The organism is Hungatella sp. SB206 (genome assembly GCF_051132295.1).
GTDB lineage: Bacteria > Bacillota > Clostridia > Lachnospirales > Lachnospiraceae > Hungatella > Hungatella effluvii.
Map to the genome: position 1 here is coordinate 3,699,102 of NZ_CP096603.1, position 12,521 is coordinate 3,711,622.

Consider the following 12,521-nt stretch of genomic DNA (forward strand, 5'->3'; position numbering starts at 1 on the left):
AGTGCGCCTGAGTGATGAGAAAATCGTAGGAGCGGAGGTTCTGCTTCGCTGGTTTGATGAGAACGGAAAGCTGATTCCGATTACGGACTACCTCCCGGTTCTTGACAGCAATGGTTATATCAGAAATGTAGATCTGTATATTTTTGAAAAGATCTGCCAGAAGCTGCAGGAGTGCAAAGAGAGCAGTATACCGGTGGTGCCGCTGTCTTTTAATATATCCAAATCCTATTATAATGACGATGATCTGTTTGCTGACTATATGGCGGTGTTTGAACAGTACGATGTACCGGAATCCTGGATTCAGTTTGAGCTGATGGAAAGTATCTCCTTTGACGACGGCGCCAGAATGATGCGGCTGATCCCCGGATTCAAGAGGAGGGGATTCGCCTGTATGCTGGACGATTTCGGAAGCGGGTATTCGTCCTTTCAAGTAATTTCCAGCCTTCAGCTGGACGCTCTGAAGATAGACCGGCAGTTTTTTGCAAAAGATTTTAATCCCCAGGACTGCGCTGTTGTGGCGACTATTATTCATATTGCAAAAGCACTTCACATGGAGACAATCGCTGAGGGGGTGGAGCAGAAGGAGTACATCGATTTTCTGAAAAACGCGGGCTGTGACATGGTACAGGGGTTCTATTATTACAGACCTATGCCGGTAGATGAGTTCCTTGCCCTGCTTGCTTCTCAGAATGAGTTCTGATTTCTGAAATTTTATATTGATTTATAGAATAATATTTAGTATATTATGTAATAGGTTATCTTAGGCCAGACTTGAAAGGGGAATTGTGATGATAAAAGTAGCTGTTGATGTCATGGGCGGCGATTATGCACCGGCTGAGATGGTAGCAGGTGCCGTGCAGGCGGTGAACGCGAACAGGGAGATCTCCGTTCTCCTGGTAGGGCAGGAACCGGCAGTAGCTGAGGAGCTGAAAAAGCATAACTTTCCGGTGGAGCAGATACAGATTGTTCCTGCAACAGAGATAATCGAAACGGAAGAACCTCCGGTGAATGCCATACGAAAGAAAAAAGACTCTTCCATTGTGGTTGGCATGAATCTGGTGAAAAAGAAGGAAGCGGATGCCTTCGTTTCAGCCGGCAGTTCCGGCGCCATATTAGTTGGCGGTCAGGTCATTGTCGGAAGAATAAAGGGTGTGGAAAGACCTCCGCTTGCGCCGTTAATCCCCACGGAAAAGGGCGCGTCTCTGCTGATTGACTGCGGTGCCAATGTCGACGCCAGGGCTTCCCATCTGGTACAGTTTGCACGCATGGGCTCCATCTACATGGAACATGTGATGGGGGTGAAGAACCCACGGGTCGCCATCGTCAATATCGGGGCAGAGGAAGAGAAAGGAAACGCACTTGTTAAGGAGACGTTTCCGCTTCTCAAGGAATGCAGGGACATAAACTTCATCGGAAGCATTGAGGCGAGGGAGATACCGCACGGCGGCGCAGATGTTATCGTATGCGAGGCATTTGTAGGCAACGTAATCCTGAAGCTTTACGAAGGAGTAGGTGCCACTCTGATCAGTAAGGTCAAGAGCGGCATGATGGTGAACTTAAGAAGCAAGGTTGGAGCACTGCTTGTAAAACCAGCGCTTAAGGAGACACTGAAATCCTTTGATTCGTCTCAGTACGGAGGAGCACCGCTTCTCGGTCTGAACGGTCTGGTGGTGAAAACCCACGGGAATTCCAAGGCAAAGGAAGTGTGTAATTCCATTCTTCAATGCGTGGCCTTTAAAGAACAGGGGATTAATGATAAGATAAGAGAGAGCCTGACTGCTGAAAATCAGGAAAATAAAGAATAGGAGAGAGGAAGGGAAAAGATGGAATTTGAAAAGTTACAGAATATTGTCGCAGAGGTACTTAACGTTGAACCGGAGGAGGTAACCATGGCTTCTACATTCGTAGATGACTTAGGTGCAGATTCCCTGGATGTATTCCAGATCATCATGGGTATCGAAGAAGAATTCGATATCGAGATACCGTCCGAAGTAGCGGAGAAGATCGCTACAGTCGGTGATGCGGTAGAACAGATTAAGAACGCGCTGAATTAATAGATGTGGGTGTTGCAGGGCGGCATAATGCCGCCTGTCCGCAACACCTTCTTTCATAGTAAAGGAAAGAGGACCGCAATGAACAAAAAACTGAATGAGCTGGAAGGGCGGATTGGCTACCGTTTTTCGGACAGGCAGCTGCTTACAAGGGCCATGACCCACAGCTCCTACGCCAACGAACACCGCTTAAACAAGCTGGAATGCAATGAGCGGCTGGAATTTTTAGGTGATTCCGTGCTGGAGGTCGTTTCCAGCGATTTTTTATATCACAAATATCCGGATAAGCCGGAAGGGGATTTAACGAAGATCCGCGCCAGCATCGTATGCGAACCGACGCTCGCCTACTGTGCCGAGGACATTGAATTAGGAAATTACTTACTGCTGGGAAAGGGAGAAGAGGCGACCGGCGGACGCGGAAGGGCCTCAGTCGTATCGGACGCCATGGAAGCGCTAATCGGCGCAATATATCTGGACGGTGGTTTTGCTAATGCAAAAGAGTTTATCCTTCGATTTATCATGAACGACATCGAGCATAAACAGCTCTTTTTTGATAGCAAGACTATCTTGCAGGAGATCGTACAGAGTCAGACGGAAAAACCGCTTGCCTATGAACTGCTGCGGGAAGAAGGGCCTGATCACAATAAGATCTTTGAATCCCGGGCTCTCATTGGAGCGGAAGAGATCGGCCGGGGGACCGGAAGGACGAAAAAGGCTGCGGAAGCAGTAGCCGCCTATCACGGAATTTTAAAGCTTAAGAAAATGGAAAAGGAAAGGCAGGCATAGACGTCTGCCAACATAAAGTATGTATTTAAAAAGCATTGAGATACAGGGCTTTAAATCATTTGCCAATAAGATCGTATTCGAATTTCATAACGGAATCACCGGCATCGTGGGACCCAATGGCAGCGGCAAGAGCAATGTCGCTGATGCGGTGCGCTGGGTGCTGGGAGAGCAGAAGGTCAAACAGCTTCGAAGCTCCAGCATGCAGGACGTCATCTTCTCCGGTACGGAGACGAGGAAGCCCCAGGGCTTTGCCAGTGTAGCCATCACTCTGGACAACTCTGACCACCAGCTGGCCATCGATTACGATCAGGTGACGGTTACGAGACGTGTCTACCGCTCCGGTGAAAGCGAATATATGATCAACGGAAGCACCTGCCGCCTGAAGGATATCAACGAACTGTTCTACGACACCGGTATTGGCAAGGAAGGCTACTCCATCATTGGACAGGGCCAGATCGACAAGATATTAAGCGGTAAACCGGAGGAACGGCGGGAACTCTTCGACGAGGCGGCCGGAATCGTAAAATTCAAACGCAGAAAAGCCATCGCCCAGAAGAAGCTGGAGGATGAGAAACAGAATCTGGTCCGTGTGACCGATATTCTAACGGAATTGGAGAAACAGGTCGGCCCTCTGGCAAAACAGTCCGAGGCCGCGAAGGAGTATCTGCGTTTAAAGGAAGACTTAAAGAAATACGATGTGAACCAGTTCCTGCTGGAAACCGCCGGAACGCGCAGCCAGTTAAAAGAGACGGAAGAAAAAGCAGCCATCGTATCGAAGGATTTGGAAGATACGAGGCAGGCTTCCGAACATATCCGTGTGGAATATGAGACCCTGGACGCCCTTTTATCCGGGCTGGAGGCAGCCGCAGGCGAGGCCAGAACGGCTCTTGGCGAGACCAACATGGAAAAGGGCACCCTCGAAGGCCGTGTAGGCGTGCTGAACGAGCAGATCAACACGGAAAAGATGAACGCGGAACATATTGGAAAGCGAATGACAGCGATCCATGGGGAAATCGCGGATAAGAAGACGAAGGTCTCCGCCTATGAAGAAGAGCGAAGCGGCATTGCCGCCCAGGTTAAGGAATCCTTAGAGCGTCTGGCCGCGGCCGAAGAGGCGCTTAAGAGGAAGGATGAGGATATCCGGGCGCTGGAAGAAGAGATTGAATCCGGCAAGGGCAGCATCATCGACACCTTAAACGAGAAGGCCTCCATTAACGCCAGACAGCAGCGGTACGAAACCATGCTGGAACAGGTAAATGTCCGGCGTTCCGAGGTGTGCCAGAAGCTTTTAAAGTACAAAAGCGACGAATCGGAGCAGGACGGCCAGTTAGATGAATTAAACCGTCAGCTGGAAGAGATCGAGGCAGAGATCGCCAGTCTCGGAGATGCCCAGGCGGCGGCTGAGACGAGGACGGAGGAGCTGGAACACGAGGTCCGCCGTCTGAACAAGAATTTAAACGACAGGCAGCAGGAATACCACACCAGCTATACGAAGCTGGAATCGCTGAAGAATATAGCGGAACGGTATGAGGGCTACGGCGGAAGCATCCGCCGCGTCATGGAGGTCAGAGACCGCATTCACGGCATCCACGGCGTTGTGGCCGATTTAATCACCGTTCCAAAGAAGTATGAGATCGCGGTGGAGACGGCGCTGGGCGGAAGCATCCAGAACATTGTAACGGATTCCGAGCAGACGGCGAAGCAGCTGATCGAATATCTGAAGAAAAACCGGTACGGAAGGGCGACCTTCTTACCGCTTACCAGTATCGGCAACAGGAACACCTTTAATCAGGACAAGGCGTTAAAGGAGCCTGGTGTCTTAGGACTAGCCAACAGTCTGGTGGAGACAGACGGCCAGTATGAAGGGCTGATCCGGTATCTGCTGGGGCGGGTCGTGGTGGTGGATACCATCGACAACGCCATTGCACTGGCCAGGAAATTCCAGTATTCCCTGCGGATCGTCACCCTGGAGGGCGAGCTTTTAAGCGCGGGCGGGTCCATGACCGGCGGTGCGTTTAAGAACACCAGCAACTTACTGGGCAGAAAGCGTGAGATCGAGGAACTGGAAGGAACCTGCACCAAGGCGCTGACCGATGTGGACCGGATCGAACAGGATCTGGTGATGAACGAGGCGCTCCTGGCCGAAAGCCGGGAAGAGCTGGAATCATTGAAATCCAGAAGGCAGGAGAGCTATCTGCGTCAGAATACGGTCCGCATGAGCATTTCCAGGACCGAGGATAAAAAGGAAGAGATTCGGGAATCCTATGGCGATCTGGAACGCGAAAACAGCCAGCTGGAGGATCAGATCCGGGAGATCGGCAAGAGCCGGAACGAGCTGGCAGGCGAGGTCATCCGGCTGGAGGGGCAGAATCAGGATATCAACAGCCGTCTGGATTCCTGCCACGAGCGTCTTGACGCGGCCAAGGCAGAACGGGAGGAGGCTTCCAAAGCGCTCTCCACCGTCCAGCTGGAGGCGTCCGGACTCAAGCAGAAGGATGACTTCGAACTGGAGAATATCCGGCGGGTGAGGGAAGACGTCCGCCGCCTGGAGGAAGAGCTTTCCGGTCTCTCCGGGGGCACTGATGACTCCAACCTGGTTATCGAAGAAAAACTGGCGGAAATCGCCGGATTAAAGTCACAGATTGAGAATACCGTTATACGTGCCGCCGGCCTTGAGGCCGTGATTGCGGAGAAGACGGCAGAGAGAGAGGAAAAGTCGAGACAGCAGAAGGAACTCTTCCAGAAGCGGGAAGAACTTTCCGACCGAATGAGCCGTCTGGATAAAGATTTATTCCGTTTGCAGAGTCAGAAGGAGAAGCTGGAGGAGCGCCTGGAAACTTTTGCAAACTACATGTGGGATGAGTACGAGCTGACCTATTCCGCCGCACTGGAGCTTAGGAGCGGGGAGGAGGAATCTCTGGCGGAGATCCGAAAGCATATCGCCTCCCTGAAAGAAGAGATCAAAAAGCTTGGCAATGTCAATGTCAACGCCATCGAGGATTATAAGGAAGTATCGGAGCGGTATGTGTTCATGAAGACCCAGCACGACGATCTGGTTACGGCGGAAGAGACGCTGCTTAAGATCATCGAGGAGCTGGACACCGGCATGAGAAGGCAGTTTGAAGAGAAATTCAGGGAGATTCGCACCGAGTTCGACAAGGTGTTTAAGGAGCTCTTCGGCGGCGGCCGCGGCACTCTGGAGCTGGTGGAAGATGAGGATATCCTGGAAGCGGGCATTCAGATTATCTCCCAGCCGCCGGGCAAAAAACTGCAGAACATGATGCAGCTTTCCGGTGGAGAGAAGGCCCTGACAGCCATTGCGCTGCTGTTTGCAATTCAGAACTTAAAACCGTCTCCGTTCTGCCTGTTGGATGAGATCGAAGCGGCGTTAGATGACTCGAACGTGGACAGATACGCAAAATATTTACATAAACTGACGAAATATACACAGTTTATCGTTATCACCCACCGTCACGGAACGATGGTGGCCGCAGACCGTTTATACGGTATTACCATGCAGGAGAAAGGCGTTTCAACGCTTGTTTCGGTAAATCTGATAGAAGAAGATTTAGATAAGTAAAAGGAGGCCGTCTATGAGTGAGAAAAAGGGATTCTTTGGGAAACTGGTAGCAGGACTGCAAAAGACAAGGGATAATATTATATCGGGGATGGATTCCATTTTCAGCGGCTTTTCAGCCATCGATGATGAGTTTTATGAGGAGATCGAAGAGACTCTGATTATGGGAGATCTTGGAATTCAGACCACCATGTCGATTGTGGAGGATTTGAGAAAAAAGGTAAAGGAACAGGGAATAAAGGACCCGGCCGAATGCAAGGAGCTTCTGATGGAAAGCATCCGGGATCAGATGGATTTAGGGGAAAATGCGTATGAATACGAGAACCGCCAGTCCGTTCTTCTGATCATCGGGGTCAACGGAGTGGGAAAGACCACCTCCGTCGGCAAGCTGGCCGGCCAGTTAAAGGACGACGGGAAAAAGGTGATTCTCGCGGCGGCAGACACCTTCCGTGCGGCGGCCATTGAGCAGCTGACGGAGTGGGCCAACCGGGCGGGCGTGGACATCATCGCCCAGCAGGAAGGCTCCGATCCGGCCGCTGTCGTCTATGATGCCGTGGCCGCAGCCAAATCACGCCATGCGGATATTCTGATCTGCGATACGGCGGGGCGGCTTCACAATAAGAAAAATCTGATGGAAGAGCTTAAGAAGATTAACCGGATCATCGACAAGGAGTTCCCGGAGGCATACCGGGAAACGCTGGTGGTGCTGGACGGAACGACCGGCCAGAATGCGCTTTCACAGGCCAGACAGTTTATGGAAGTGGCGGATATCACAGGAATCATCTTAACGAAGCTGGACGGAACCGCCAAGGGAGGAATCGCCGTGGCAATCCAGTCGGAACTGGGAATTCCAGTCAAATACGTGGGGGTTGGAGAGAAGATCGACGATCTGCAGAAATTTAACGCAGGGGAGTTTGTGAATGCATTATTCCATGTGGAAGAGAAAGAAGAGGCGTAAGTTATGTTGACATTGGAGAAATTTGAAGAGGCAACAGAGGTTGTAAGCAAGGTAACGCAGGAGACAAAGCTGGTGTACAGCGAATATTTTTCCTCCCAGACCGGCAACAGGGTCTGGTTCAAGCCGGAAAACATGCAGTATACAGGCGCTTATAAGGTAAGAGGCGCTTACTATAAGATCAGCACCTTGAGCGAGGAAGAGAAGGCGAAGGGATTAATTACCGCTTCCGCCGGCAATCACGCTCAGGGCGTGGCCTACGCCGCGAAGCTGGCCGGAATCTCCGCGACCATCGTGATGCCGACGACAACGCCTCTCATGAAGGTAAACCGGACGAAGGGATACGGCGCGGAAGTCGTTCTGGAAGGCGATGTATTCGATGAAGCCTGCAGTTACGCCTACAGGCTGGCAGAGGAAAAAGGCCTTACCTTTATCCATCCGTTTAACGATTTGGACGTAGCTACGGGCCAGGGAACCATTGCCATGGAGATCATCAAGGAACTGCCGACCGTGGATTACATACTCGTTCCCATCGGCGGAGGCGGACTCTGTACCGGCGTTGCCACACTGGCGAAGATGCTCAATCCTAAGATCAAGGTGATTGGTGTGGAACCGGCTGGCGCCAACTGTATGCAGGAATCCCTGCGCCAGGGCAAGGTAGTATCCTTACACGGTGTCAACACCATCGCGGACGGCACGGCGGTACAGTGCCCCGGTGATCTGCTGTTCCCCTATATCCAGGAGAATGTGGATGACATCATCACCATCGAAGATTCGGAACTGATCGTTTCCTTCCTTGACATGGTGGAGAATCACAAGATGATCGTGGAGAACTCCGGCCTTCTGACCGTAGCGGCCTTAAAGCATATGAAGGTGGAAAACAAGAAGATCGTCTCCATCCTGAGCGGCGGCAACATGGATGTCATCACTATGGCCTCCATCGTACAGCACGGCCTGATCCAGAGAGACAGAGTCTTTACCGTCTCCGTCCTGCTTCCGGACAAACCAGGCGAGCTGGCCAAGGTTTCCACACTTCTCGCCAAAGAGCAGGGCAACGTAATCCGTCTGGAACACAACCAGTTCATCAGCATCAACCGAAATTCGGCTGTGGAACTGCGCATCACACTGGAGGCTTACGGCACCGACCACAAGAACTCCATCATGGCCGCGCTCACCGAGGCTGGATACCGACCGAAGCTGGTGAAGTCCAAAGGAACTTATGCGGATTAAAACTATATGGATTAGAATTATGCAGATTAGAAGATTATAAAAAGGCATCAGAACTGCGGGGAATGACGATACTGCGGCTCTGATGCCTTTATTTTGCGTCATGGAAAAGTCGTTTTTTTCAGCCTTCTCTGTGTACATCAGGGCTAATAAATTGACATATGCTGTTTTTTATGATAAACTTATTTGACACAGGTACACAGAATGACAGCACGTAAGTATGGAAATCAATACGAAATTCAGAGAATCTTTTGTCCGTTCAATCAGAAGAATGTCCTAAGAGGAAAAATAAGATGAAGTACGAAAAATTTCAATATGACAGAATTTTTGAAATATTAAGGAACAAAATCGAATCCGGACTGATACCGAAAGGCACTGTGCTTCCCTCCATTGCTGATCTTTGCAAGGAGTACAAAGTATCCAGCAAAACGATACGCCGCGTGGTGGCTATGTTGTCTGACGCCGGACTTATTGAGACAAGAGAGCGGCAGCTTTCTGTAGTTATTTATGATCAAGCCAACTCCGTATACGATTCTGTACACAATTTGCAAGAGCCGATTATCCCTATTATGACAGACATCTTAAAAACAGCGGAAATTGTTTATTATCCTTTTATTTGTTATGGAATTTCTCTGTGCAACAAGTACGATTGGGATATCCCCGAACGTATAGTTCAGCAATTAAATCCTAAGAATCCCAAACTTTTTTGGAAAAATTCTAAACTGATTTGGCGCTTTTTTATCGCCAGATGTGAAAACGAGTTAAGTCTTCATATCGTTGATTGTCTTGGATTTCTAGGGGTAGAATATAGGGAAAACAATTTCTGTTCACGCGTTGCATATCAAAAGACAATGATGGATTTTATCCAAAAGAGCAGAATAACGGCGCCTGCAGGCGATGCAGTCAAAGATTTCCTTGCCTATATTCATTTTATTACGATTTCAAGGGAAGATTTTCAATGTTACGTTCCTGCTGATTCGCCTTTTCGCCTCGGTATTCGGGGACTGGATCAAAGGATGAAAACAGCAGAAGAACGCTACTCCAGTGTATACTTAGATATTTTGGGCCTCATTGCGATCGGTTACTATCAGCCGGGAGATAAGCTGCCGTCTCACGATCAATTGCGCAAACAGTACGGTGTCAGTGTAAACACGACGACACAAGCCATTCAATGCCTGCAAAAATGGGGGATTGTAGAGGCGACCCCAGGGAAGGGGATTTTTGTTTCTGCGAATATTGAAGCGTTAAATGATATTTATGTGGACCCAAAACTGATTGCCAGCCATATCAGAAGATATTTCGACAGTTTGGAGCTGCTTTCCTTAACCGCTGAGGGGGTAGCTTACCATGTTGCGGCTCATGTTTCTTTTGAGCATATACAAACACTCATTCAGCGCTTGAACGAAGTGAAAAATTACGGTAACTTATATCAACCTGCACCTGTTATTCTGCTGGAATTTTTAACAGAACATATTCCATATGAAGCCCTGCGATCTATCTATACGATTATACTCAAAAACTATCGAATTGGTCGTAAAATACCAAAACTAATCAATAGAGGAAAGGCGTCAGTAAAACATGAAATACACTGCAGGTGTGTAGAAGCGGCAAATATTTTGATCGGAGGGAATCAAAGCGCTTTTGCAAAACAAACGGCGGAGATATTCAGGTTTACCCATCAACTTACCATTGAAGAGTGTAAAAAGCTGGGTTATTGGCAGACGGTTCAGGACCTGTACGATGGCTCTCAGCTATGGAAATAGTATGAATTAGCCAGTTCAGCATAAAGCAGCCGGTACAATTGTAATACTATTCTATACCGAAGGAGGAAGAGAACACAAATGAAAAAGAGGCTCTGGAGAGTAACCATTTTGCTGGCGGCGCTGCTCCTCTCCGAGATTTTTTTGTTTATCGCTACATATCGTAATTTGAACCAATCCATTCAAAATGAGCGGATAGACTCTATCGAGCAAATGAGCACCCTCATTTCTGAAAAGTTACTTCTGTTGAGGCAGCATTATGATGATATGGTACGGCAGGCAGCCTATATCATCACAAGTAACCAGGTCCGGTTTCAGGATATGGAGACGCTTCTGGCCTTTGAACAGTTATACCTGCTGGCCGAGGACGGTTCCTGTGTCTCTTTAAAAGGAGAAAAAATCGTACTGTCTGAATCGGAAGAAATAAAAAAACTCAGAACTTCGGATGCGGTTCGGACAGATTTCTGTACGGTACAGACCAAAGGTGATTTTTGGATTTTTATGTCCCCTCTTACCAATGTGACCATAGATAATAAAAAGTTCTTTGGCGTTATTATGCTGGTGGATGCAAACACCTATTCAGAGATTGCAGCCACTGCCTTGTATGAGAACCAGGGCGCTTCCTATGTAGTGAATCGCCTGGGCGTGATAGAACTGCGGCCGACAGAGTCAACTGCCAATTATTATTTTGGCGGATATAACCTGCTCCATATCTTGCGGGATAAAAATGTGGATGAGCAGCAGATCCTTGCATTGCAGCAAGGTCTGGAACAGCAGCACAAGGTGGAATTTACAGCCAAAATAGAGGGAGAAACCTGGCGTATTCAAAGCTTTCCGGAAAGCGAGGGCAACAGCATAGTTATTGCGGTCCCCATTTCGATCACGGCCCAATCAACCTTTTACGGAATGTGTCAAGTGATCATTATGATTGTGCTTACTCTCTTAACCGTGGTGGCTATGGCTGCCGTTTGGATCTACTATTATGTAAAAAATGGGCAGCAAATCAAGCTGGAGCAGGCAAAGGCCGCCTTGAAAAGCGATTTTATGAATAAGGTCTCCCATGATATTCGCACACCACTGACCGCAGTGATTGGACTGAATGACCTGCTGCTGCGCAATGCGGACAAACCGGATATTGTGGCGGACTGTGCGCAAAAAGCAAAAAAGTCCGGTGAATATCTCGTCTCTATCATCAACGATGTGCTGGATATGAGCAGGATCGAAAATGGAAAGCTGCGGATTTCCCATACAGCGTTTGACATGAAGGAACTGCTGGAGACTGTTGTTCAGCTGGAAACATTTCCTGTTGCTGAAAAGGGGCTGGCCTTTCGTCTGGACTGTCCAAACAACTTCCACAGGGGATATTTAGGAGACGCCGTCCGCATCAAGCAGTGTCTCGTTAACCTGGTTTCTAATGCCGTAAAATTTACTCCCGAACATGGAACTGTGACCCTGACTTACAGGGAAGAGATGGAAAGCGGCATATATGCCAGGACCATATTTATCGTTGAGGATACAGGGATCGGTATGAGCGAAGAGTTTATGCAGCATATGTTCCACCCCTTTGAGCAGGAACAGTCGTCTCTTACCTCCGCCCATGTGGGCAGTGGCCTGGGACTGGCAATCGTACACAGTCTTGTGACGCTCATGAAAGGCACCATCCATGCGGAGAGTACATTGGATCAGGGCAGCCGATTTGTCATCGAGCTTCCGCTGGAGCGGACCGTATTGAGTGAATTAAGTCCGAAAGAGGAACCGAGCGATGAATTACCCGTATATTTGCGTGGCAAGAGAATCCTGTTGGCGGAGGATAACGATATTAACCGTGAAATCGTCGCAGAGCTTTTAGACGGGCTCGGTTTTGTGGTAGATGGGGTGGTCAATGGCGCGGAGGCAGTGGAATGTTTTCAAAACTCCTCCAGTGGATATTATTCGATGATACTGGTGGATATCCAAATGCCGGTAATGAATGGTCTGGAAGCAGCAGTCGCTATTCGCAGTTCGGCACACATGGACAGCTGCAGCATCCCCATTATTGCATTATCCGCAAATGCCTTTGATGAGGACATGGAGAATTCTCTTGCACACGGGATGCAGGCCCATATCAGCAAGCCGGTGGAAATCGGGGTTCTCAAAAAAATACTTGTCAAATATATCGATTAAGG

The 12,521-nt window shown here is 49.1% G+C and carries 9 protein-coding genes; all 9 read left to right on the forward strand.

The features are described from left to right. Position 1: 1 nt before the first annotated feature. Positions 2-700, forward strand: coding sequence for an EAL domain-containing protein (locus M1L66_RS16205; RefSeq protein WP_434694150.1), 699 nt, complete (start codon positions 2-4; stop codon positions 698-700). An 88-nt stretch (positions 701-788) separates the two neighbouring features. Further along, positions 789-1,805: a phosphate acyltransferase PlsX gene (gene plsX / locus M1L66_RS16210; RefSeq protein ID WP_187022117.1), complete on the forward strand. Its 1,017-nt coding sequence runs from the start codon at positions 789-791 to the stop codon at positions 1,803-1,805. 18 nt (positions 1,806-1,823) lie between these two features. After that, entirely contained in the window at positions 1,824-2,054 is a 231-nt protein-coding gene (gene acpP / locus M1L66_RS16215) for an acyl carrier protein (RefSeq protein WP_002604200.1), read from the forward strand. 78 nt (positions 2,055-2,132) lie between these two features. Then, a complete protein-coding gene (gene rnc, locus M1L66_RS16220) occupies positions 2,133-2,837 on the forward strand; it encodes a ribonuclease III (protein ID WP_187022116.1) in 705 nt (234 codons plus the stop codon). Between the two features lie 19 nt (positions 2,838-2,856). Beyond that, positions 2,857-6,417 (forward strand): chromosome segregation protein SMC, encoded by a 3,561-nt coding sequence (gene smc, locus M1L66_RS16225; protein WP_434694151.1) that lies wholly within the window; start codon positions 2,857-2,859, stop codon positions 6,415-6,417. Between the two features lie 13 nt (positions 6,418-6,430). Beyond that, positions 6,431-7,372 carry a signal recognition particle-docking protein FtsY gene (ftsY, locus tag M1L66_RS16230; RefSeq protein ID WP_002604197.1) on the forward strand — a complete coding sequence of 314 codons (942 nt, stop codon included), beginning with the start codon at positions 6,431-6,433 and terminating at the stop codon, positions 7,370-7,372. 3 nt (positions 7,373-7,375) lie between these two features. Continuing rightward, positions 7,376-8,599, forward strand: coding sequence for a threonine ammonia-lyase (gene ilvA / locus M1L66_RS16235; protein ID WP_187022114.1), 1,224 nt, complete (start codon positions 7,376-7,378; stop codon positions 8,597-8,599). A 290-nt stretch (positions 8,600-8,889) separates the two neighbouring features. Further along, complete coding sequence (locus M1L66_RS16240; protein ID WP_187022113.1) at positions 8,890-10,359, forward strand: GntR family transcriptional regulator; 1,470 nt, start codon at positions 8,890-8,892, stop codon at positions 10,357-10,359. A gap of 78 nt (positions 10,360-10,437) precedes the next feature. After that, on the forward strand, positions 10,438-12,519 hold the full coding sequence (locus M1L66_RS16245) for an ATP-binding response regulator (protein ID WP_434694152.1): 2,082 nt from the start codon (positions 10,438-10,440) through the stop codon (positions 12,517-12,519). Positions 12,520-12,521: the final 2 nt, after the last annotated feature.

What these genes read in the sequence shown, in the direction of transcription:
- plsX (WP_187022117.1), top strand. Translation starts at nt 789, where the DNA reads ATGATAAAAGTAGCTGTTGATGTCATGGGCGGCGATTATGCACCGGCT.
- acpP (WP_002604200.1), top strand. Translation starts at nt 1,824, where the DNA reads ATGGAATTTGAAAAGTTACAGAATATTGTCGCAGAGGTACTTAACGTT.
- rnc (WP_187022116.1), top strand. Translation starts at nt 2,133, where the DNA reads ATGAACAAAAAACTGAATGAGCTGGAAGGGCGGATTGGCTACCGTTTT.
- smc (WP_434694151.1), top strand. Translation starts at nt 2,857, where the DNA reads ATGTATTTAAAAAGCATTGAGATACAGGGCTTTAAATCATTTGCCAAT.
- ftsY (WP_002604197.1), top strand. Translation starts at nt 6,431, where the DNA reads ATGAGTGAGAAAAAGGGATTCTTTGGGAAACTGGTAGCAGGACTGCAA.
- ilvA (WP_187022114.1), top strand. Translation starts at nt 7,376, where the DNA reads ATGTTGACATTGGAGAAATTTGAAGAGGCAACAGAGGTTGTAAGCAAG.
- M1L66_RS16240 (WP_187022113.1), top strand. Translation starts at nt 8,890, where the DNA reads ATGAAGTACGAAAAATTTCAATATGACAGAATTTTTGAAATATTAAGG.
- M1L66_RS16245 (WP_434694152.1), top strand. Translation starts at nt 10,438, where the DNA reads ATGAAAAAGAGGCTCTGGAGAGTAACCATTTTGCTGGCGGCGCTGCTC.